The following is a 23,423-nucleotide window of genomic DNA, read 5'->3' as shown; positions in this document are numbered from 1 at the left end:
TTAGATACATATCCATGATCAATACCGCAGCCCTGTTCAGCACCGCCTTTTTACCCGGCCAGACCGGCTTCGACACCGACGCCATCACGGGCCTGGCCGAATGGCGGCTGGACACGCCCATGCTGTTCAAGCTGCTCGTCGGCGCCGATGCGCAAGCCGCCGCCTGGCCCATCTACGGCGATGGCGAAGACTGCCCCTGCGTGCTGGCCGCGCCGATGGCACAGGCGCAGGCCAGCTGGCAAGCGCTGTCCGCCCTGATGGACAAGCCGCGCGATGCCGCATCCATCGTCGCGCGCAGCGCCATCAGCGCCCTACTGGCCGGCGGGCAGGCGTGGCTGATCCTCGATTGCGTGCAGCTGATCCCGCACGATATCGGCACGCCGCAATACGCGGCCGGGCTCGACGCCCTGCGCACCGAGGCGCAAGCCTTGCACCTCGCCCTGCAGCGCGGCGAGCGGGAAGCGCTGGCGCCCCTGCTGGCCGCCGGCGCCGCATCGTCCGCCACCGGCTACTGGTCGGCGTCTGCCAGCGCACAGCTGGCCGATGTCGAGGAACTCGGCGCGGACGAACTGCCTTTCCTGCAAGGACTGGAAGTAGTGAGATGGGAGGAAGACGCGTTGTGCTATGAAGTGCGCGCCGCCGGCGAACCGGCCGTCACCGGTCTGGTCACGCCCTATGGCCGCTGGCTCGTGCCACTGTCGCAGCGCTATGTCGACCTGAGTGCACACGATGCGGAGGAAGGCTGGATCACCTTTGCCACGGCGGACGCCCCCGACGCGCACGGCGTGCTGGACCTCAATGGCACGGTGGTGCTGCCGCCCGCCCCCGGCGCCCTGTATGTGATCAGCCCCCATCTGCTGCAACAGATCGATGCAGACGGCGCCAGCCGCCTGCTGCGCCTGCCCGATGGCGCGCTGCTCATCGACAGGGTCGACAACATGTGCGAGCGCGAAGACGGCTTGATCGACATCGAGCGCCAGACAGACAATGACGACGAACGCAATGTCTGCGGCGTGCTCGACAAGACAGGCAAGGTCGTGGTGCCGCCGGCCTACAGCTCCGTGCAGGATTTCGGCACGAAGAAAAAAATCGCCGTCGTCAGCCAGCGCATAGCCGGGCGCTTCCTGTTTGGCCTGATCAATAGCCAGGGCGAGCTGCTGGCACCGTGCCAGTACGAAGCCATCGATTGCGCCACCACCTCGTCGCCACCCAAGCTGCGCAAGAACCTGATCTTCGCCATCGATGCGCAAGGCCTGGCCTGCATGCTGACGCTTGATGGCAAACAGGCGTTCACGCCCCTGTACCCGCCCGCCCACCATCTGCGCGGCGTGGCCGTGCAAAGCGATTTTTTATATGTGGTCAAGGATGGCATGGCCTGGAGCATGGATTTCACGGGCCAGCTGCTGGAACAATTCGACACCGTGGAAAACTTCAAGGCGGCCATCACAGCCCAGTTGAGCGAGTCCATGGGGCTGGGCAAGAAAAAATCCGTCAAGCGCCGCAGCTTCACGCCGGCGCAAATCCTGGCCAAGGCCGACCGCGAGCAGTTGCGCGCCATGGCCGCCCTGCTCTTGCAAGGCGATGCGGACCTGGCCGCGCGCTGCGTGGACATCACGCTGGAAGAACTGGCGGAGGACGATCTGGAAGAGGAATACGAAGGCGACACGCCCGAAGCGGCCTGTTTCTTCCTGCTCTGGTCCACGGCCGCCGATGCGCTGGGCCACGGCACCACCCTGGACTGGAAAGCCGTCGATGAAGTGCCGCGCATCGCGCAGCATATCGGCCTGCCCGCACTGCGCGATTTTTCCTGGGCGGAGCGCGAGGATGGCGACGCGATGGCCGAGGGCCTGGCCGCCATCGCCGCCCACCTGGCGCCGCATCAGCTGCGCCTGGTGAACATGCACGGCGGCGAGGACACGTATTATCTGGGCGTGGTGCGGGAGCAGGATGCGGCCGCATTCAGCAAGGTGGCGCTGCAGGCAGCCTTGCGGCCCGTAGTGTACTAAGAGTAAGGGCCGTTCAATTGCATTTGACGGCCCCGAAATGCTGCGCCAAAGTCAACCCCAGTCCCTGCTCCACGGCATTTTCCACCTGCGCCGCCAGGGCGGCCGCCTCGATGGCGGCCTTGATGTCGCGTTCATTGGTGGAGCCGGCCGGATAGCCGGAATTGACGCGCATGCCGCCGAAGACGAACAGCCGGTAGACATCGGCCAGGCTGATGCGGTTGACATTGCCCAGCAAGACCCAGTGGTCGGAACTGTCGGCCACGCGCTTGCCCCACTGCACCCGCACGGCGCCCTCCACATTGACTCGTCCCACCCAGCCCTGCTGCACCATCTTGTCGAGCAGGGTTTCCATCTCTTCGAAGCCGAGGCGCGTGCTGCGGCGGATCTCGGCCGCGCCCACCAGGGCCGAATCGGCGCAGTGGCAGGCCTGGTGCAGCACTTTCAGGATGGCGACGGCGTCGACGAATTCGCTGCCCGGCGCCGCCTCGTACCACCAGCGCTCGTATTTCACGACGGGCAAGGCGGCCACCAGCAAGGCGCCCACCAGGGTGATCATCCAGCTCAGGTATATCCACACGAGGAACAGCGGCAAGGCGGCCAGCGCGCCGTAGATGCGCGAATACGTGGGAAATTCCTGGATAAATTCGCCGAAGCCCCGCTTGGCCACCTCGAACGCCAGCGCGGCCAGCAGGCCGCCCCAGGCCGCGTCGCGCCAATCCACGTCGCGGTTCGGCACGGCGATGTAGAGCAGGGTAAACGCCAGCATGGTCAGGCCGATCGACACCAGCGTATAGAACACGGTACCGAGGAACGGCACGGCGCCCACCACGCCGCTGGTGGCGATGAAGACGCGCGAAGTCACCGTCAGCGACACGCCCACCAGCAGCGGCCCCAGAGTGACGATGGCCCAGTAAACAAGCAGGCGCTTGGTCCAGCGGCGCTCCTGGCGCACGCGCCAGATGCGGTTGAAGACGCGCTCGATCAAGCCCATCATGCCCACCGACGTGACGATCAGGGCACCGGCGCCGATGGCCGACAGGCGCGTGGCCTTCGAGGCGAACGTCGTCAGATAGCCGAGGATGGTGTTCGATATGCCCTTGGGCATCACGCTTTGCACGAAATAGTCTTCCAGCGCGTGACGGAAGGTATTAAACAGGGGGAAAGTGGTGAAGATGGCCAGCGCCAAAGTGAGCAGCGGCACCAGCGCGAACACGGTGGCAAACGTCAGGCTGCCGGCCACTTGCGGCAGGCTTTCTTCGCGCACGCGGCGGCGTGCGAACTGCAGCAGGTCGCGCGTCTCGGACCAGGTCAGGCCGCGCACGACGGCCAGTCCCATGCTCAGGGCGCGCCACAGATATTGAAAGATGGGGAGTATATATTTTGAAAACATGTGCAAAATCAGAACGGCGCCATGACAGCAGTCGTATCAGGCTGTAAAGCGCCCTATAATACCAATGATGAAGCCAACCAATCTGATTATTCTCGTATTGTTTTATTCACGCCATGGCGCCACGCGCCAGTTGGCCGAGCTGATAGCCCAGGGAGTGGAAAGCGTGCCAGGCTGCGATGCGCGCCTGCGCACCGTGCCCGCCGTCTCGACGGTGACGGAAGCGACGGCGCCGGAAGTCCCGCCTGATGGCGCTCCTTATGTGGAACTGGAGGACTTGCAGGAATGCGCGGGCCTGGCCCTGGGGTCGCCCACGCGCTTCGGCAACATGGCCGCCGCCATGAAGTACTTCTGGGATGGCACTGCCAGCGACTGGCTGTCCGGCAGCCTGTCCGGCAAGCCCGCCTGCGTGTTCACGTCCACGGGCAGCCTGCACGGCGGCCAGGAATCGACCCTGCTGTCGATGATGATCCCCCTCTTCCACCACGGCATGCTGGTCATGGGCCTGCCCTACACGCATCCCGAACTGATGACGACGTCCACCGGCGGCTCGCCGTATGGCGCCACGCACTGGTCGGGCATCGATGGCGACAAGGCGCTCAGCGACGATGAAAAACGCCTGGCCATCGCCCTGGGCCGGCGCCTGGCGGAAAACGCCGCGAAACTGGCAGGCGCATGATGCACGGCACACTGCACAAGTATTTTCACTGGGGCGCCATCGCCAGCCTCGTCACCCTGATCTTCTGGTGCCTGCTGTGGGAAACCGTCGTCGCGCCGCTGCAGCCGGGCGGCTCCTGGGTCGCGCTGAAGGCGGCGCCGCTGCTCATTCCCCTGTACGGCGTCATCAAGCGCGACGTCTACACCCTGCAATGGTCGTCGATGGTGATCCTGCTGTATTTTACAGAGGGCGTGGTGCGCGGCTACAGCGACACGAACGCCACCTCGGCCCTGATGGCCTGGGGCGAGGCGGCCATCGTCTGCATCTATTTTGCCTGCGCCGTGCTGTATCTGCGCCCATACAAGAAAGCGGCCAAGCGCATGGCCAGGGAACTGCTGGAAAAAGTGAATAAAGTGAGCATCAAGAAATGAGCGACAAGCCTATGACTGACCAAGCCGACTTCCTCGCCGCCTGCCGCGACCTGCTGGGCGACACCTACGTCCTCACCCTGGACGCCGACATGGCGCCCTTCCTCACCGACTGGCGCGACAGGTTTACCGGCAAGGCCCTGGCCGTGCTGCGCCCAGCCAGCGTGGAGCAAGTGGCCGGCGTGCTGCGCGCCTGCGCGCAATGGCGAGTCCCCGTCGTGCCGCAGGGCGGCAATACGGGTCTGGTTCTGGGCAGCATCCCGGATGCCGCCGGCACGGCCATCGTGCTGTCGCTGGCGCGCCTGAACGCCATCCGCGCCCTCGACCCCGTCAACCGCACCATCACGGTGGACGCGGGCTGCATCCTGCAAACCATTCAGGAAGCGGCCAGCGCCGCCGGCTGTTTGTTCCCCCTGTCGCTGGCGGCCGAAGGCAGTTGCACCATCGGCGGCAACCTGGCCACGAACGCGGGCGGCACGGCCGTACTGCGTTACGGCAATACGCGCGAGCTGTGTCTGGGCCTGGAAGTGGTCACGCCGCAGGGCGAGATCTGGAGCGGCTTGCGCGGCCTGCGCAAGGACAATACGGGCTACGACTTGCGCGACCTGTACATCGGCGCCGAAGGCACCCTGGGGGTGATTACCGGCGCGGTCATGAAACTGTATCCGCAGCCGAAAGCCTGCATCACGGCGCTGGCCGCCATGCCCTCGCCCGCCCACGCCCTGCGTCTATTAAGCCTGATGCAGGACCAGTGCGGTGCCAGCCTGACGGGTTTTGAACTGATGTCGCAATATTGTCTGCAACTGGTGGCGCAGCAGTTCCCCCAGTTGCCGCGCCCATTTACCTCCCCGCATGACCAGTACGTGCTGCTGGAACTGTCCAGCAGCCAGTCCGAGGCGCATGCCGTCGAATTGCTGGAAGCGAGCATCGGCGCAGCCCTGGAAGACGAATTGATCGAGGACGCCGTCGTCGCCAGTTCCGTGGCGCAGTCCGAAGGCCTGTGGCAGCTGCGCGAGCATATTCCGCTGGCCCAGGCGCAGGCCGGCAAGAACATCAAGCACGATATCTCGCTGCCGATTTCCCGCATCGCCGATTTCATCAGCGTCACGGATGCCGCGCTGGAAAGCGCCTTCCCCGGCTGCCAGCTCGTGTGCTTCGGCCACCTGGGCGACGGCAACCTGCATTACAACGTGGCGCCGCCAGCCGGCATGACTGATCGCGACTTCCTGGCCAATCAGGATGCCATCAACCGCATCGTGCACGACCAGGTCCACGGCTTTGGCGGCTCGATATCGGCCGAACATGGCATCGGCGCGCTGAAGAAGGATGACCTGGCCCGCTACAAGTCGCCGCTGGAACTGCAGCTGATGCGCGCCGTGAAACTGGCGCTGGACCCGCAAAACATCATGAATCCGGGGAAGATATTGTGAGAGCGCCGTCCCTCGTGCTCATGGCCTTGCTGGCCGGTTCGGCCAGTGCGCAAGACGTCTACAAATGCGTGCAGGATGGCCAGACCAGCTATAGCGCCACGCCCTGCACGGCCGGCCAGCTGCAGATACTGGAAGTGCCCTCGCCTCCGCCCGCCGCCGACAAGGGCGCGGCCACGCGCCAGGAACGGGTAGCGAACCAGATGGAAGCGGCGCGCAAGCAGCGCGAGAAGCTAGAAGACCAGGCCCGCGAACGGGCCGCCAAACAGAAGGAAACGCACGAGAAGCACTGCGCCCAGCTGCGCCTGGAGCAAAAATGGGCGGCGCAGGATGCCGTCGGCGCGGGCGACAAGCACCGCGACGCGGCGCAACTGAAAGCGCGGCGCGCCGGCGAACGCCTGGCCGTCGAATGCCTGAATTGAGGGCGCCGGCAGCAAATCCTGCAGGCACGCGCCTGCTGTCGCGCTGGCTGCTGCTGGGCGAATGGCGCGCGCATCCCGTGCGCGCCCTGGTCGCCATCCTCGCCATCGCTATCGGCGTGTCGCTGGGCTTTGCCATCCATTTGATCAACGCGGCCGCCTTCAATGAATTTTCCACGGCCGTCAAAAGCCTGTCCGGACAGGCCGACGTGCAGGTGGCGGGGCGCGAAGCGCTGTTCGACGAAGCCATCTACCCGTGGCTGGCGCAGCGCGACGGCGTGGCCGTCGCCTCGCCCGTGCTGGAACTGCAGGCCACGGTGGCGGGCAAGAAGGATGGCGGCCCGCTGCATATCCTGGCGCTCGACGTCTTCCGCGCCGGCTTCATCTCGCCCGACCTGATCGGCGCGCCGGCCGATGGCCAGCCGTTCGACACGCTGGCCGACGACGCCGTCTTTCTGTCGCCGGCCGCCTTGCGCTGGCTGGCTGTGGCCGAAGGCGGCCAGGTCGCCCTGCAGTCGGGCACGGGCACGGTGCCGCTGCGCGTGGCAGGTTCGCTGCAGCGGGCGCGCGCCGGCCAGCGCATCGCCGTGATGGATATCGGCGCGGCGCAGTGGCGCTTCAACAAGCTGGGCAAGCTGTCGCGCATCGACTTGAAACTGCGCCAGGGCGTCAACCGCGACGCCTTCCAGGCGGATCTGTCCCGCGCGCTGGAGGCGCAGTATCCGGGGCGTTTCCAGGTGGGCCAGCCGAATGACGAAAACCAGAATAGCCGCAACAATAACCTCAGCCGCGCCTACCGCGTCAACCTGACGGTGCTGGCCCTCGTCGCCCTGTTTACGGGCGCCTTCTTGGTCTTTTCCACGCAGGCGCTGTCCGTCATCCGCCGCCGCGGCCAGTTCGCGCTGCTGCGCGTGCTGGGCATGGAACGGGGCCAGTTGCTGCGCCAGGTACTGCTCGAAGGCGCCAGTCTCGGCATCGTCGGTGCCGCGCTGGGCATCGCCGGCGGCTACGCCATGGCCGCTGTCGCCCTGCGCTTCTTCGGCGGCGACCTGGGCGCCGGCTATTTCGCGGGCGTGCAGCCGCAGGTGCAATTCACGCCCGTCGCCGCCTTCGTGTATTTCGCCCTCGGCCTCGGCGTGGCCCTGCTGGGCTGCGCGGCCCCTGCGCTGGAAGCGGCCCGCGCCGCCCCCGCCATCGCCCTGAAATCAGGCAGCGAGGAAGTCGTGACGACGCGCCTGGCGAAAACCTGGCCGGCGCTGGCTTGCCTGCTGCTGGCTGGCGCCCTGACGTCCCTGCCGCCCGTGTTCGCGCTGCCCCTGTTCGGCTACTTGTCCATCGCGCTGCTGCTGATCGGCGCCATCGCCCTGATGCCGCAATTGGCGGCCGTCGTCTTCCGCTTCCTGCAGCGCGCGTGGCTGCGCACGGATATCAGCCTGCACGCGCCCGTGCGCAGCCTGACCCTGGCGCGCCTGGCGAACGCCTCGGGCCAGGCCGGCATCGCCCTCGGTGGCGTGCTGTCGAGCTTTAGCCTGATGGTGGCGATGGCCATCATGGTGTCGAGTTTCCGCGTCTCCGTCGACGACTGGCTGCTGCAGATCTTGCCGGCCGACGTGTATGCGCGCACGGCCGCCAGCGGCGGGACGGCCGGCCTGAATCCACGCGAACAGGCCAGCATCAAGGCCTTGCCCGAGGTGGCCAGGGTGGATTTCCAGCGCGTGCGCTCGCTGTCGCTGGCGCCCGACCGCCCGAATGTGGCGCTGCTGGCACGCCCTGTCGACCTGGCCGATCCGGGCAAGAGCATGGTGCTGGTGGGTGACACCGTGCCCGTGCCAGATGGCGCGAAACCCGTGTGGCTATCCGAAGCGGCGGCCGACCTCTACAACCACAAGCCCGGCGACAGCATCGAACTGCCGCTGGCAGGCGGCTTGCACAAGTTCTTCGTCGCCGGCATCTGGCGCGACTACGCGCGCTCTTCCGGCGCCATCCAGATGCCGCTGGACGACTACCGCGCCCTGACCGGGGACAATGACGTGAGCGATGCGGCCCTGTGGCTGGCCAAGGACGCCACCGGCGACGCACTGCAACAGCGCCTGAAAAGCCTGCCCTTCGGCGCCAGTCTGGAAGTGTCGAATCCTTCAGCCATCCGCGCCCTGAGCCTGCAGATCTTCGACCGCAGCTTCGCCGTCACGTATCTGCTGGAAGCCATCGCCATCGTCATCGGCCTGTTCGGCGTGGCCGCCACGTTTTCCGCGCAGACCCTGGCGCGCGCGCGCGAATTCGGCATGCTGCGCCACGTCGGCGTGACGCGCGCGCAGATCTTGTCCATCCTGGCGCTCGAAGGCGGCGCGCTGACGGCGCTGGGCATCGCCACCGGTTTTATCCTGGGCCTGTTGATCAGCTTTGTGCTGGTCTTCATCGTCAATCCGCAATCGTTCCACTGGACCATGCAGCTGCACCTGCCGTGGCCCTTGATCGCCACCGTGGCCGGCGCCCTGCTGACGGCAGCTGCCGCCACGGCGCTGATCGCGGGCCGCCAGGCGCTGTCCGCTGGCCCCATCCGCGCCGTCAGGGAGGACTGGTAATGCGCCGTTTGACTTGTCTACTGTTGTTCTGCAGCGCCGCCGCCGTCGCCGCGCCGCCCGCATTCGCCCCCGTCACGCCGCTGCCGGCCGGCCAGGCCCTGCGCCTGCCGCACGACTTTGGCGCCCATCCCGCGTACAAGACGGAATGGTGGTACGCCACCGGCTGGGTAAAAACCGCGGGCGGCGAACAGCTGGGCTACCAGGTGACCTTCTTTCGCAGCGCCACGGCGACCGACACGAACAACACCAGCGCGTTTGCGCCGAAACAGCTGATCATCGGCCACGCGGCCCTGTCCGACCCGAAGGTGGGCAAGCTGCTGCACGACGAAAAAAGCGCGCGCGAAGGTTTCGGCCTGGCCTACGCCAGGGTGGGCGACACGGACGTGAAACTCGACGACTGGCGCATGCAGCGGCAAGCGAACGGCAGCTACCGGGTCAGCCTGGCCGCGCGCGATTTTTCACTACAACTGACCCTGGCCCCCACGCAGCCCGCGCTGCTGCAAGGCGTTGGCGGCTACTCGCGCAAGGGCGCCCGGCCCGCGCAATCGAGCTACTACTACAGCGAGCCGCAGCTTGCTACCCGTGGCACCATCGCGCGCGCGGGCGGCAAGCCGGAAACCGTCACGGGCACCACCTGGCTCGATCACGAGTGGTCGAGCCAGGTGCTCGATGCGGACGCCAGCGGCTGGAACTGGATAGGCGCCAACCTCGATGATGGCGGCGCCTTGATGGCCTTCCAGATCCGCAGCAAGACAGGTGCTAAACTATGGGCGCACGCGACATGGCGCGATGCGTCCGGTAAGATGACGCAGTACGCGCCCGGCGACGTCGATTTCACGCCCACGCAGCTGTGGCGCTCGCCCCGCACGCAGGCCGAATATCCGGTCGCCACCGAGATCCGCACTGGCCCCACGCGCTGGCAGATCAAGCCGTTGCAAGCGGACCAGGAGCTCGATTCGCGCCGCTCGACGGGGGCCGTGTACTGGGAAGGCGCCGTGACGGTGGAGCGCGACGGCCAGCCTGTGGGCCGCGCCTACCTGGAAATGACGGGCTACGTGCAGCCGATGAAGTTGTAAGCAATTATAAGTAAGCAAGACCGGATACAGTACCTACCAAGCGAAAAACAATGACAACCAGCACAGAAACAGGCAGCACCAGTACCACCGCAAGCGCACCGTCCCCCGACACCGGCACCAGCCGCGAACTGAAAAAAGGCAGCCTGGCCGCCTTCAAGGGCCTGATGCCCTTTTTGACGCCGTACCGCAAGCAGTTCTTCCTGGCCGGTATCGCGCTGGTGGTGGCCGCCGCCTCGACCCTGGCCATTCCCGCCGCCTTCAAGCAGATGATCGACCTCGGTTTCGGCGGCACGGCCGGCTCAAAAAGCATCCAGCACGTCGACCTGGTGTTCCTCGCCCTGTTCGGCGTGGCGTCCATCCTGGCGCTGGCCACGGCCGCGCGCTTTTACACGGTGTCGTGGCTGGGCGAGCGCGTCACGGCCGACATCCGCAGCGCCGTGTACCGCCACGTCGTCACGCAAAGCCCCGCATTCTTTGAAACGACGCAGACGGGAGAAGTGCTGTCGCGCATCACCACCGACACGACCCTGATCCAGGCCGTGGTCGGCACCAGCATCTCGATGGCGCTGCGCAATGTGCTGCTGTTCCTGGGCGGCCTGGTGATGCTGTTCGTCACCAGCGCCAAGCTGGCCGGCATCATCATCGGCCTGTTGATTCTCGTCGTCGTGCCCATCATCGTGTTTGGCCGCCGCGTGCGCAAGCTGTCGCGCGATTCGCAGGACCGCATCGCCGACGCCTCGGCCATGGCCGGCGAAATCCTCAACGCCATGCCCACCGTGCAGGCGTTTACGCACGAGAAAATCGAATCGAAACGCTTCGGCGACTCCGTCGAAGGCGCCTTCATGACGGCCATGCGCCGCATTCGCGCCCGCGCCCTGCTCACCATGATCGCGATTTTGCTGGTCTTCGGCACCATCGTGTTTGTCTTGTGGCTGGGCGCGCGCGCCGTGCTGGAAGGCGCGATGACGGGCGGAGATTTGGGCCAGTTCATCCTGTACGCGTCGATCGTGGCCGGTGCCATCGGCGCCCTGTCCGAAGTGATGGGCGAAGCGCAGCGCGCCGCCGGCGCCACCGAGCGCCTGCTGGAACTGATGGCCGTCAAATCGGAAATCGCATCCCCGGCCACGCCGCTGCCGCTGCCCGCGCGCGCCGCCACTGGCGCCGCGCTGTCGCTGGACGATGTCATGTTCTCGTACCCGTCGCGCCCCGACACCCACGCGCTCGATCACGTCAGCCTCGACATCCGCGCCGGTGAAACGGTGGCCGTCGTCGGCCCTTCCGGCGCCGGCAAGACCACGCTGTTCCAGCTGTTCCTGCGCTTCTATGACCCGCAAAGCGGCAGCATCCGCCTCGACGGCGTGGACATCAAGCAGCTCGACCTGCATACCCTGCGCGACGCCATCGGCATCGTGCCGCAGGATACCGTGATCTTCTCGGCCGACGCCATGGAAAACATCCGCTACGGCCGCGCCGGCGCCAGCGACGAGGAAGTCATCGCCGCCGCGAAAATGGCGGCCGCCCACGAATTCATCGAGCGCCTGCCGAATGGCTATAAATCCTTCCTCGGCGAACGGGGCGTGCGCCTGTCCGGCGGCCAGCGCCAGCGCATCGCCATCGCCCGCGCCCTGCTGAAGAACCCGCCGCTGCTGCTGCTCGATGAAGCGACCAGCGCGCTGGATGCGGAATCGGAACGCCTGGTGCAAAAGGCGCTGGAAGCGGCCATGGTGGGCCGCACCACCGTCATCATCGCGCACCGCCTGGCCACCGTGCAGCGGGCCGACCGCATCATCGTCATGGAAGACGGCAAGATCGTCGAGACGGGCACGCATGCCTCGCTCGTCGCATTGGGGGGCATCTACGCCAATTTGGCGGCCCTGCAATTCCATCACGCACAAATCAATTAAACAGAACCATCATGAACGCACTTTTCCACGCCAACCTGGGCATCACCGATTTCTGGACCTTTTTACTGGGCACCATCTTCATCGTCATCCTGCCCGGTCCCAATTCCATGTATGTGCTGTCGGTCGCCGCCCAGCGCGGCGTGCGGCCCGCCTACCAGGGTGCCTTCGGCATCTTCGCCGGCGACCTGATTCTGATGGTGCTGTCCGCTTGCGGCGTCGCTTCCCTGCTGAAAGCCAGCCCGGCCCTGTTCTACGTCGTGAAATACATCGGCGCGGCCTACCTGGGCTGGATCGGCCTGCAGATGCTGGTCCAATGCTGGCGCAAGCTGCGCGCGCCAGGTGCCGTCGACGGCGAAGCGGCAGTGGCGCCAAGCACCGCCAAGGAAAGCGATCCGTTCCGCAAGGCCCTGATCATCAGCCTGATGAACCCGAAAGCCATTTTGTTCTTCATTTCCTTCTTCATCCAGTTTGTCGACCCGGCCTTCCCGAATCCCGTGCTGTCCTTCATCGGCCTGGGCCTGATCTGCCAGGTGATCAGCTTCAGCTATCTGACGGCCATCATCTTTGTCGGCGCGCGCCTGGCCGAGACCTTCCGCCGCCGTCGCCGCCTGTCGGCCGGCATGGGCGGCGGCGTGGGCGCCATGTTCATCGGCTTCGGTGCAAAACTGGCCACAGCCACCCTGTAAGGAACGACCGTGAACGAGCTTGAGCTGCGCCAGCGCTGCCATACCATCCTGCCTGGGCAGCGCCAGCCCACGCCAGCGGCCACCTTCGCCGCCATGGCCGCCTGGTGCGACGCCAACGACATCGCGCACGACACCTATGGCGAAGGCGCGCTGATCGAACAGTTCGAGAACAAGATCGCCAGCCTGCTCGGCTTCGAGGCGGCCGTGTTCTGCATCACGGGCACCATGGCGCAGGTGACTGCCCTGCGCCTGGCGTGCCAGGACCGGGGTTCCTCGCTGGTGGCGCTGCATCCGACGTCGCACATCCTGCGCCACGAGCGGGGCAACCATGCATTGCTCGATCACTTCAAGGGCTTGATGCTCGGCGACCCGCACCGCCCGTGGACGGTGGACGATTTGCGGGCCGTGCCCGATGCGCTGGGCGCCGCGCAGCTCGAGCTGCCGATGCGCGAAATCGGCGGCCAGTGCCCTTCGTGGGAAGATCTGAACGAGATCAAACGGCACTGCCGCGACCACAACATTCACCTGCACATGGATGGCGCGCGCCTGTGGGAAGCGCAAGCCGGTTTTGGCCAGCCCCTGCCCGCCATCTGCGCCGGCTTTGATTCCGTGTATGTGTCGCTGTACAAGGGCATCGGCGGCCTCGGTGGCGCCATGCTGGCCGGCAGCCGCCCGTTCGTCGAACGGGCGCGCGCATGGTTCCACCGCCAGGGCGGCAATATCGTGCACCGCACGCCCTGGGTGGTGGCCGCCGCCATGCAGTTCGACGCGCGCATCGCCGCCATGCCGCAGTATTTTGCGCGCACCGAATGGCTGTACGCGCTGCTGCGCGACTATCCGGCCATTGCCGTCAACCCTGCCCAGCCGCAGGCCAACATGCTGCATCTGCACTTGCCCGTCTCGCGCGAGCGGGCCATCGCCATTCGCAACCAGGTGGCCGAGGAGCACGGCATCTGGCTGTTCGGCCGCGCCAGCCACGCAGCCCTCCCCGGGCACAGCGTGGTGGAATGGTATGTGGGAGACCAGTTGCTGGACCTGCCGGACGACAGCGTGCGGCATGCCTTGAGCCTGCTGGATCAGGGCATGCGCGGCAATCAGGCCGGAAATGGCGGCTGCATGCGCAAGCCATAGGTGAATTTGATCAGATAGTTGACGTCGATGCTATCGGGCCGCGCATCCGGCTGGGCAGGTCCATCCCCCCGGCCGATGTCGGTGCACGCACCGGTGCCGCCAGCATGGCCGCGCAGGAAGCGGCCCCGGTAGTCAGGCAATTGAAACTGCCCGTCCACGCCGCCATACAGATACCCGAGCACTGTAAACAATTCCGGATAGCGCTCGGCGGCCAGCATGCGGCCGTCGCAGACCAGCCAACCAAAGGCTTCGACGGGGGACCCGGCGGGAGAAGCTGTGTCAGCGACAGGCCCGGCAAAGGCGACCACCGCGCCGACGGGCGGGTCGCCAAAGCCCGTGTAGAACGGCTGCACCGAGGGAAACGTGGGGCTCATGAGCACCGCTCCCCGGCGTCAAGCGCGCAACGCCGCACCAATGGGCAGGTACTGGCGGGAACAGCCAGGCGTTCTACTTCCTCGCTGTTGCGTTGATAAATATCCATTTGCATGTCTTGTCCTTGTCGGTTTTTAGCCACTCAAGATGTATGGCAAGGTGCATTATAGTGACAAATTGACATATTCGAAAAACAAGTTCAACATCCCGAAAACACCTTCGAAGCACCGCCGCCTGCCCATCCCGCCCAGACCGCACAAAAAAAAGCGCCCGAAGGCGCTTTTTCCATTTCATGGCGGCCGGGTTGGCCGCCACTACCTGCTTAGAACTTGTAGTTGTAAGCGAGACCGATCAACTGCATGCGGGTCTTGAACAGGCCCTTGGTGGTTTCACCGTTGCCGGTGCAGCCAGGGGTCACCGGCGAGCAGTCATTCTTGTAGTTGACAGTGGCATCCTTGAAGTCGATGAAGCTGTAAGCCAGGTCGAGCGAGGAATTGGCGTTCAGCTTCCAGTTCGCGCCGATCGAGTACTGCATGCGGTCGCTGTCCGGCAGGGCTGGATGACGCAGTTCGGCGCTGCGCACTGGCGCCTGGTCATGCGCGATACCGGCGCGCAGCAACAGGTTTTCGCTGTACTTGTAGTTGGCGCCCAGCGACACGCGGTAGGTGTTCTTCCACTGCTGGCGGATGCGCTCCGGGCCTTCGGCCGTCGGCGGGAACTGGATGTCCAGATTCTCCAGGCGCGAGGTGCGGGTCCAGGTGACGTCGCCCATCAAGGCCCAACGATCATCCATCTGATGGAAGGCGTTGACTGACAGGGTTTCCGGCGTGCGCACTTCCACCAGCGCCTTGGAATTGACCTTGTTCGATGCCTTGGCGATAAAGGCATTTACGGCGGCATTGTCCGACACTTGCGAGAAGTCCCAGATCGTGTCGCCTTTCAGCTTGTGCGAAATCGACGAACGGTAGGAAATACCGAAACGCGTGCCTTCATTCATCTGGTACAGATAGCCCAGGTTGAAACCGAAACCCCAGTCGTCGCCATCCATCGAGGCATGGCCATCCTTGGCGCCCTTGAGTGCTGCGCCAGCTGCCTGCGCGGCGGCCAGGCCCTGCGTCTTGGCGATATTGGCCAGGAAGGCTTGCGACGCGGCTGGCGCGTGCTGAGCCAGGAAAGCCACGGAACCCGGCACGTCGACGGCCTGGCCCAGTTCCGCCTTCATGTGCTCAGCGGTGACGCCGAAACCGAAGGAGTGGTGTTCGTTGACCTTGAAGGAAACGGAAGGATTCAGGGCGATGGCGTCGAGCTTGATGTTGGTGATCGCATAGCGGCCGCTCCAGTCATTGCCATAATCGAGCTTGGCGCCGTATGGCACGAACATGCCCATGCCGACGGTCCATTGATCATTGACCTTCTTGCTGGCATACAGGGCTGGCGCGAAGACGGCGTCCGGCGCGTAATCCTTGGTGGTGCCGCCCGGGATGCGGCCGGTAAAGGTCCTCGAACCCGTGTCTTCATAGGTCGAATGCGGCACCACCAGGGTGCCGCCACCCATGAACTGCGTGCCTTCCAGGCGCGACAGGCCGGCCGGGTTGTAGAAAATGGTCGAGGCGTCGGCCGCTTCGGCGCCGCTGGCATCGGCCGTGCCCTGGGCGGAAACGCTTTGCGAGCCGAAACGGTAGCCCGATGCTTGTGCGGTGGAGGAAATGCCGGCGAACGCGGCAACGATCAGGAGGGGCAGGTATTTATGTTTCAAGTTGGTCTCTCTTTATTATATGAAATTATCTTCGGCACACTATCGCGGGCATCTCAACCTGACCCGTCTTGCACTTTTCTTGCCGCCGTGAACTCCAATTCACTGACGGCATGAGCGAAGCATATAATATTTTTTAGAAAAAAGCGAACGTTCGCTCTTTTTATGAAACGGCGTTGTTTTCTTCACCCATCGCGACGTTCTACACTGCCAGCACGGGGGCTGGCAGCGGTATCAGAAAGCGCTGATGCATCAGCGACAGCATCTGTTCGGCGGGCACGGGGCGCGAGATGAAATAGCCCTGCACTTCGTTGCATTGCAGGGCGCGCAGGATGTCGAGCTGCTCGCGCGTCTCCACCCCTTCGGCCACCACGCTCATGCCTAGCGCATGCGCCATCGACAGGATGGCGCGCACGAACACTTCGCCCTGCTCCGAGCGGCCCAGCTCCATGGTGAAGGCGCGGTCGATCTTCAAGCCATCCATGGCGAACTTCTGCAGCTGCGACAGCGAGGAATAGCCGGTGCCAAAATCGTCGACCAGCAGGCGCACGCCCAGCGCGCGGATGGCCGACAACTGCTCCACGGCGCGGTTCTGTTCATCCATCATGGCCGATTCCGTGATTTCCACCTCGATCAGCCGCGCATCGATGCGGTGGCGCGCCAGCGCCGACGCCAGCACCTGGTGCACGTCGCCACGGCCGAACTGGCGCGCCGAGACGTTGATGGACACGGGCACCAGTTCCAGTCCGCTGGCTTGCCAGCGCGCCATCTGCAGGCACACCTTTTCGATGACGACTTCGCCCAGCTGCGAAATCAGGCCGCTGCTCTCGGCTACGGGGATGAATTCCAGCGGCGGCACCATGCCATGCTGCGGATGGTGCCAGCGCACCAGCGCCTCCATGCTGCACAGCTGCCCGCTCATGGCGTCAACGCGCGGCTGATAGACGACGAGGAACTGGTCCTGCTCCAGCGCCGCCACCAGGCTTTGTTCCAGTTCGCGGCGGTTGCGGATGGTTTCAAACAGTTCCGGCTGGAAGAAGCGGTGATGGCCCTTGCCCGCCACTTTCACGGCATACATGGCGATATCGGCATTCTTCAGCAGCACTTCCGTCTCGGCGCCATCGCGCGGATACAGGCTGATGCCGATCGAGGCGCCCATCTTGTGGCGTTCGCTGCCCAGGTAAAACGGTTCATCGAAGGCGATGGCGATGCGCTGCGCCACCTGTTCGGCGCGGCTGTCGTCTTCCACCGGGTCGAGCACAACGACGAATTCGTCGCCACCCAGGCGCACCACGTGGTCGCCCGGCCGCAGCACGGCCTTCAGGCGCAAGGAGGCGGCGCGCAGCACTTTATCTCCCTCGGCGTGGCCCTGCGTATCGTTGATATCCTTGAAGCCGTCCAGGTCGATGAACAGCAACGCCAGCATGTGGCGCGCGATGGCGGCGCGCCCCAGGGCGCCGGGCAGGAATTGCTGCAGCCAATAGCGGTTGGGCAAGCCCGTCAAGCCATCTTCATTGGCCAGGCGACGCAAGGCGCGCTCGTGCTCCTTGGCCGTGCTGATGTCTTGCAGGGTAACGGCCAGGCGGTCGCCGCTGCGCACCAGACGCCGGCGTATCCAGCGCAGCTTGAAGGGGTTGCCTTCCGGCAGCTCGATCTCTTCCTCGGAAAAGCCGGAGACCATGGCGGCCCGGTAATTATGGATCAGGTCGCGAAAATACGGCTCATGGGCGCGCGACTGCAAGCGCATGCCCAGCAACTGTTCGCGGCGCACGCCAAAGTAGCCGGCGCCCGGCTCGTTGCAATCGACGATTTCGAAATCGAGGATGCTGCCGTCCGCGCCGCGCAGGGCGGCAATGATATAGAAGCCGTCGCTGGTGCCTTCGGTGGCCATGCGGTAAGCGTTGCGCACCCCTTCGGACTGGTGGTGGCGCCACGCCAGGCGCAGCGACAGCACGGTGGCGACGGCGGCAAAGGCCAGCAGCAGCAAGGTGACGGCAAAGGCGATGCCGATGTAAATGGTGCGCGTCTCCTCGTAGGGATGCAGCATTTCGCCGTCCGACAGCCCGACCACGGCCGTAAACGGATAGGCTTTCAGCGCCTGCCAGCCCACGTAGCGGCTTTGCTTGTCGGAAAAAGCGATCCTGCCGCCCGAGTGCAGGGCGCCGCTGTCCGTTTCCAGGAAGCTGGTATCGAGAAACGGCGTGCCCTCGCCGCTCGGAATGGGCAGCACGCGCGAGCCGAGGCGCGTGCTGAACAGCTCGCCCTCCTCGCCCACCATGGCCGACATGCCGAACTTGCCAAAACTGACGCTGTTATAGAATTCGGAAAAATAGCTGGAATGAATGGAGATCAGCAGCACGCCGTCAAAATTGCCATCCTCGTCTTCCAGCCGGCGCGTGAAATGCACGAGGCTTGCGCCGGTGCCGGGCGGCGTGGCTTCGCCGGCTGCATTGGCCCTCCCCAGCGCGATGCGCAGCGCGCTGGAATTGCTGCGCCAGTGGCGCAGCAGGAAATCGCTGCGCTCGTTGACCCGCAGGCGCTGCAGCGGCGCCGTGGCCGTCACGGGATGGCCCTTGCGGTCGAGGATAGCGACAATGGCAAATTGCGGCAAGGCATACATACCCTGCGTCTTCAATTGGTCGAGACGCAGCTGGCCGTGCGAATTTTCCCACTCATACTTGAGCTGCAAGGTCAGCTGGTCCATCTGTTCCAGCGTGCGCAGCAGGTACTGGCCATACGCTTTCGATAACGAAGAGACGCTGTCGAGCGCCTGCTGCTGCGCCACCTTCTTTTCCGCCTCCAGCTGCAGCAAGGTGGCCGTCCACAGCACCGCGCACAGGACCAGTCCCAGCAAGGGCCAGGCCAGGATCAGGCGCAGGTTGGCCTTGAGAAAATCGGCCCTGCTCATCTCCACCACGGCGGCGTTATTATTATTTACAAATTGTCGCAAGAACATGGGGGATTTAACAGGCTGTCTACTTATGGTGTGAAAATAGGAAAAATTTCCGTGAAGACACAGAAGTTACCACATGACCATCGATACGTGTAATAGGTTTGGCTTTGGCTCAGCAAATTATGCTAGTCGCATAGGCTTGTGTTGGTTACAATCCATATCCGGCTGGTGATTGAGGTCTTATTTATATCACTAGCTGGGCCCTGTCCCGTTGGAGAAATAGATGCAGCAATACCAAGATTTGATCAAGACCGTTCTCAAAACGGGCAGCTGGCAAGACAACCGCACGGGCATCCGCACCCTGAGCGTGCCGGGTGCCATGATGCGTTTCGACTTGGCCAATGGTGTATTTCCTGCCGTGACGACCAAGAAACTGGCTTTCAAATCCGTGATCGGCGAATTGTGCGCCTTCCTGCGCGCCTCGCGCAACGCAGCCGAGTTCCGCGCGCTGGGCTGCAAAGTGTGGGACCAGAACGCCAACGAAAATGCGCAATGGCTGGCCAATCCCTACCGCGAAGGCGAGGATGACCTGGGCCCCGTGTATGGCGTACAGTGGCGCAGCTGGCCAGCATACAAACTACTTGATGCATGTAAGCATGCGCAAATTAGCGATGCCGAATCTAAAGGGTTCAAAGTCGTTGATAAGATGATTGAAGACGGCGTGCAAAAAGTGCTGTTGTACAAGGCCGTCGACCAGCTGCGCGAGTGCCTCGATACCATCATGACGAACCCGGGCAGCCGGCGCATCCTGTTCCACGGCTGGAACCCGGCCGTGCTGGACGCCGTCGCCCTGCCCGCCTGCCATTTGCTGTATCAGTTCATCCCGAACGCCAGCACGCGCGAAATCTCGCTGTGTCTATATGTACGCAGCAACGATATCGGCCTGGGCACGCCGTTCAACATCGCCGAAGGCGCGGCCCTGCTGCATCTGGTGGCACGCCTGACCGGTTACACGCCGCGCTGGTTCACGTATTTCATCGGCGACGCGCACATCTATGAAAACCACCTCGACATGGTGGAAGAGCAACTCAAGCGCACGCCGTTCCCGGCGCCCCGCTTCGTCATTTCCGACCGCGTGCCCGACTATGCGAAAACGGGCAAGTACGAGCCGGAATGGCTGGAAAAGATCGAGCCGTCGGATTTCTCGCTGGAAGGTTATGAACACCATGCGCCGATCAAGGCGGCAATGGCCGTCTGATGGCGGTCGCACCGCTGGCCGCCCTGCACCGCAAGCTGTTTGACGAAACGGACGGCAGCAAGTTTTCCAAACTGAAAGAGCGGCTGCTGAAAAAGCATGCGGCCGAGGAGCGGCAAGCCGTGCTCGCCATCCTGATCGCCTACGCCAGGGAAGGCCAGCTGCTGCACTGGCGCGCCTTCCTGATGAGCGATATCGTGCAACTGGCGGAAGCCAATGAACATGCGGCATTTTTTGCATGGGCGTTGGCGCAGCCCGAGCTGGCGTACCGGGCTGTCGATGGCATGCTGAAAAGCATGGGCAAGGCGGCCTATGCGCCATTGGTGGCGCTGGCGGAATCCGGCGCCGCGCGCCTGGAAGTGCGGGCCAAGGCCGTGAAAAGCCTGGCCGTCTTCAGCCGCCAGCCCTTTGATGCGGGCTTGCCCCGCGATCCCGGCCACTGGAAGGCAGAGCAGCTGCGGCTGGACGCCGTGCTGGCCTGGCAGCGCGATGGCACCCCGGATGGCGCAGGCCATGCCGTGCCCGTCACCCATGCAGCGCTCGAGGAGCCGCGCACGCCGCTGGAAAAAGCCGCGGCAAGGCTGGAGAAAAAGTTGGGAGCCAGTCGCAAGAAGGAGCAGGACCTGGCGCAGCCATCGAACTGGCTGACCATCGCCAGCGCTGCCGACATGGCCGGCATCGCGCAACGCTGGGCCTTGCCGGAGCACTACCGGCGCTTCCTCGCCTGCCATTCGCCGCTGCGCGTGCATATCGACAGCCAGCAGTATTTCCAGGGTTTGCGCCTGTACGGCGCGGCCGATCTGATCAAGGCCCAGCACGGTTATGCCTGGAATCCCGTCAGCAGTGCAACCATCGCCGGCTGGCCGGAACAGTACCTGGTGATCGCCGATGCGGGCGCCGATCCGTATTGCCTGGACCTCGGTGCCATCGCCGATGGCGACGCGCCCGTGTATCACGCCGAGCATGGCATGGGCACATGGCGCTTCGAGCGCCATGCGGACAGTTTTATCGACTTTCTGAACGCGATCGCTACAGCGGCCTAGCCTGCTTCGCCTCCCGGACCGCCGGGGCCTGGGCCGCCTGGCCCGCGTCCGCCCGGCGGACCGAAACGCGGTGCACGCTCGCCCTCTTTCGCCGCCGACGTGGCGCCGCCCAGGCGGTATGACAGCCCCACATAAATCATGCGTCCATCGAAGCGCCGCGTGCTCGTCTCGCGCAAGGAAGCGCTGTTGATGACGGTTTCCATCTTGTTGCTGCTAAACATATCGGTCACGTTCATGACCAGGCTCAGCTGCGGCGTCAGCGTATGGCGCCAGCTCACATTCAAGGTATTGTTCGGCGAGCGGTAGCCCTGTCCCGACAGCATCTTGCCTTGCATTTGCAGGGCCAGCTGCAACTGGTTAGCGGGATTGACCTGGTAATTGAGGCGCGCGCGGCCGCTCAAAGCATTCGCCGTGCGCGTGCTGCGGTTGCCCAGGTCGTCCGAACTGGTCTGCTGGCTGCGCGCCAGGTTGCCGCTCGTGTTCAGGGTCAACGATGGCGTCAGCTTGCCGCCGACGCTGAACTCCAGGCCGCTCGAATGGCTGCCTGCGCCGTTTTCACGCGTCGTCAGGAGCACGTTGTCGCCGACAAAGTAGCGGTAATCGACGATGGCGTCCGTATCGCGCCGGTGGTAGGCGCGCAAGCTGCTTTCCAGGCCCGCGATCTTCGTTTCATAACCGATCTCGAACGAGTCCGTCTGCGTGGGTTTCAGCTTGGGATTGCCGGCCGAGACATTGAACTCGTCTCGGTAGACCACGTACGGGTTCAGGTCGCCCGCATTCGGACGGCGGATGCGGTGCGCATAGCTGAAGCGCAGGTTGCTCTCGTCGCTGACCTTATAGGTAGCGAACAGGCTGGGAATATAGTTGACGTAGTTGTTGCCGGCCTCGATGCCGCTGGTGATCTGGCGCACGTTCAAGTCCGTGTATTCGGCGCGCAGGCCGGCCAGCGCGCCCCAGCGCTCGCTCAAGCGCATCTGGTAAGAGCCGTACAGCGCGATGGTGCGCTCGTCGAGCTCGAAACGGTTGCTGCGCATGGGGTTGACGGTTTCAAAAAGGTTGCCCGGATGGATATCCGTATATAAAGTGTCGAAGCTGCTCTGGTTATCGGCCACCTTGTAGCCCAGCTTGGCGACGCCACCCGCCAGCGGACGCTCATAGTCGCCGCTGAAGTCGACGATGCGGTTGCCCGTCTCGCTGTGCTGGCGCGCGCGGCTGTCGAAGGCATTCACGGGCGCCACCGCGTAGGTATTCGCGTAATCGCTGTCGCTCTCGTTGGTGGAGGACGATACGCGCAAGTCGATCTTGAGGGTTTCGCCCGGCAATTCTCCCTTGTGGTCGTAGCGCCCGCCCCAGCTGTAATTGCGGCTGTCGCCATTGCGCACGGTGCTGCGCACATAGTCGACTATGGTGCCGCCCGTGCTGTCGCCGTTGATATAGCGGTCCAGCGAGCGCTGGTCGTTGCTGCGCCCGTTATACGACATGCTGGCGGCAAGGGTGTCGTTCGCGTTCAGGTTGTAATTGACGGTGCCGTGCAAGCCCAGCGAGTCATTCAAGCCATTGCTGGTGGATTGCTGGCTGCTGGGGGCGAAAGCGCCCGTGCCTCGCTCCAGGCGTTCACGGCTGACCTCGCCCACCGAATTGCGGCCGTCGTGGCGCACATTGATGCCGCCCTGGTAGCCCCACGGCCCTTCATTGTAGGTGCCGGACACGGCACTGTTGTAGCGCCCGGCGATGCCCGCATTCGCGTTGACGGTGGCAAAGCCGCCCGGCTTGCGGTTGCGCCGCATCACCAGGTTCAGGATGGGGCCGCCACCTGCTTCGTTGCCGAACTGGGCGCCGGGATTGTTGATCACTTCCACCGATTCGATGTCGTCGGCCGCCATGGCGTTCAGGGTGGCGCCGCGCGAATCGCCCTGCAGCATGGCCGATGGCTTGCCATCGATCAAAATCTGTACATTGCTGCTGCCGCGCAAGGAAACGCTGCCATCGGGGTCGACGGCCACCGATGGCACATTGTTCAAGGCATCGGCCGCCGTGCCGTTGCTGCTGCCCACGTCGGACTTGACGTCGTAGACTTGCCGGTCGATCCGGCCCGTGGGACGTTCGGCCGTCACGCTGACGGATGGCGGGGCATCGGTAGCAGGCGCCTTGGCCGCATTGGCAGGCGCCGACGGCTTGACGACGGCGTCGCCGGTGGCCGCGGCTTGTGCCTGAGCGGAAACATTGGCAGACAGCAGGCTGCCGCCCGCCAGGCAGTAGAGAACAATTTTACGCATGAAATAGATAGCCCAGGAACTGTGAGGCGCAACGCCAGCGCGTGGCAACCGAGAATCGAATGCCGTGATTCTAGGGGCCAACGCACAGCCAAACAATTGCAATTTACTTCAATTTACAAATCTCTTG

General features: G+C 64.3%; 17 protein-coding genes. 12 read left to right on the top strand and 5 right to left on the bottom strand.

The annotated features are described in order from the left end of the window. Positions 1-14 precede the first annotated feature (14 nt). The gene (locus AC54AF_RS20045) at positions 15-2,006 is read left to right on the top strand and encodes a DUF6630 family protein (protein WP_496637937.1); all 1,992 of its coding nucleotides are present in this window, start codon (positions 15-17) and stop codon (positions 2,004-2,006) included. 13 nt (positions 2,007-2,019) lie between these two features. Here the strand turns inward: AC54AF_RS20045 and AC54AF_RS20040 are convergent, their stop codons facing one another. Then, a complete protein-coding gene (locus tag AC54AF_RS20040) occupies positions 2,020-3,396 on the bottom strand; it encodes a YihY family inner membrane protein (protein WP_496637936.1) in 1,377 nt (458 codons plus the stop codon). Positions 3,397-3,463: 67 nt separating this feature from the next. Here AC54AF_RS20040 and wrbA point away from each other — a divergent pair, with 67 nt between their 5' ends. Genes wrbA through AC54AF_RS19995 form a run of 9 tightly spaced genes read left to right on the top strand, consistent with a single transcriptional unit; the run spans position 3,464 to position 13,704 of the window. Further along, complete coding sequence (gene wrbA / locus AC54AF_RS20035; protein ID WP_496637953.1) at positions 3,464-4,072, top strand: NAD(P)H:quinone oxidoreductase; 609 nt, start codon at positions 3,464-3,466, stop codon at positions 4,070-4,072. After that, on the top strand, positions 4,072-4,482 hold the full coding sequence (locus AC54AF_RS20030; protein WP_496637952.1) for a DUF2069 domain-containing protein: 411 nt from the start codon (positions 4,072-4,074) through the stop codon (positions 4,480-4,482). The genes wrbA and AC54AF_RS20030 overlap by 1 nt, the downstream gene beginning before the upstream one ends. Before the next feature lie 11 nt (positions 4,483-4,493). Then, positions 4,494-5,909, top strand: a complete 1,416-nt coding sequence (locus AC54AF_RS20025; RefSeq protein WP_496637935.1) for an FAD-binding oxidoreductase — start codon at positions 4,494-4,496, stop codon at positions 5,907-5,909. Beyond that, entirely contained in the window at positions 5,906-6,328 is a 423-nt protein-coding gene (locus AC54AF_RS20020; protein ID WP_496637934.1) for a DUF4124 domain-containing protein, read from the top strand. Before AC54AF_RS20025 ends, AC54AF_RS20020 begins: the two co-directional genes overlap by 4 nt. Then, positions 6,316-8,907: an FtsX-like permease family protein gene (locus tag AC54AF_RS20015; protein WP_496637933.1), complete on the top strand. Its 2,592-nt coding sequence runs from the start codon at positions 6,316-6,318 to the stop codon at positions 8,905-8,907. The genes AC54AF_RS20020 and AC54AF_RS20015 overlap by 13 nt, the downstream gene beginning before the upstream one ends. Continuing rightward, positions 8,907-9,983, top strand: a complete 1,077-nt coding sequence (locus AC54AF_RS20010; protein WP_496637932.1) for a lipocalin-like domain-containing protein — start codon at positions 8,907-8,909, stop codon at positions 9,981-9,983. The genes AC54AF_RS20015 and AC54AF_RS20010 overlap by 1 nt, the downstream gene beginning before the upstream one ends. A 50-nt stretch (positions 9,984-10,033) precedes the next feature. Next, positions 10,034-11,887, top strand: a complete 1,854-nt coding sequence (locus tag AC54AF_RS20005) for an ABC transporter transmembrane domain-containing protein (protein WP_496637931.1) — start codon at positions 10,034-10,036, stop codon at positions 11,885-11,887. Between the two features lie 11 nt (positions 11,888-11,898). Beyond that, on the top strand, positions 11,899-12,573 hold the full coding sequence (gene leuE / locus AC54AF_RS20000; RefSeq protein WP_496637930.1) for a leucine efflux protein LeuE: 675 nt from the start codon (positions 11,899-11,901) through the stop codon (positions 12,571-12,573). Between the two features lie 9 nt (positions 12,574-12,582). Beyond that, positions 12,583-13,704 (top strand): threonine aldolase family protein, encoded by a 1,122-nt coding sequence (locus AC54AF_RS19995; RefSeq protein WP_496637929.1) that lies wholly within the window; start codon positions 12,583-12,585, stop codon positions 13,702-13,704. Here the strand turns inward: AC54AF_RS19995 and AC54AF_RS19990 are convergent. From AC54AF_RS19990 to AC54AF_RS19980, 3 genes are all read right to left on the bottom strand, one after another. Next, complete coding sequence (locus tag AC54AF_RS19990; RefSeq protein WP_496637928.1) at positions 13,668-14,078, bottom strand: tail fiber protein; 411 nt, start codon at positions 14,076-14,078, stop codon at positions 13,668-13,670. The two genes, AC54AF_RS19995 and AC54AF_RS19990, sit on opposite strands and share 37 nt — an antisense overlap. 320 nt (positions 14,079-14,398) lie before the next feature. Further along, a complete protein-coding gene (locus AC54AF_RS19985; RefSeq protein WP_496637927.1) occupies positions 14,399-15,832 on the bottom strand; it encodes an OmpP1/FadL family transporter in 1,434 nt (477 codons plus the stop codon). 199 nt (positions 15,833-16,031) lie between these two features. Next, positions 16,032-18,785, bottom strand: coding sequence for a bifunctional diguanylate cyclase/phosphodiesterase (locus AC54AF_RS19980; protein ID WP_496637926.1), 2,754 nt, complete (start codon positions 18,783-18,785; stop codon positions 16,032-16,034). 220 nt (positions 18,786-19,005) lie between these two features. Between AC54AF_RS19980 and AC54AF_RS19975 the strand changes: the two genes are divergently transcribed. Then, complete coding sequence (locus AC54AF_RS19975) at positions 19,006-19,980, top strand: thymidylate synthase (RefSeq protein WP_496637925.1); 975 nt, start codon at positions 19,006-19,008, stop codon at positions 19,978-19,980. Further along, on the top strand, positions 19,980-21,020 hold the full coding sequence (locus AC54AF_RS19970; RefSeq protein ID WP_496637924.1) for an SMI1/KNR4 family protein: 1,041 nt from the start codon (positions 19,980-19,982) through the stop codon (positions 21,018-21,020). The genes AC54AF_RS19975 and AC54AF_RS19970 overlap by 1 nt, the downstream gene beginning before the upstream one ends. Here the strand turns inward: AC54AF_RS19970 and AC54AF_RS19965 are convergent. Beyond that, on the bottom strand, positions 21,017-23,296 hold the full coding sequence (locus AC54AF_RS19965) for a TonB-dependent receptor domain-containing protein (RefSeq protein WP_496637923.1): 2,280 nt from the start codon (positions 23,294-23,296) through the stop codon (positions 21,017-21,019). The two genes, AC54AF_RS19970 and AC54AF_RS19965, sit on opposite strands and share 4 nt — an antisense overlap. Positions 23,297-23,423: the final 127 nt, after the last annotated feature.

This window comes from Janthinobacterium sp. JF4 (assembly GCF_059617925.1).
Note: the sequence above shows the minus strand (reverse complement) of the source record. Positions and strands in the feature narration are given on the sequence as shown.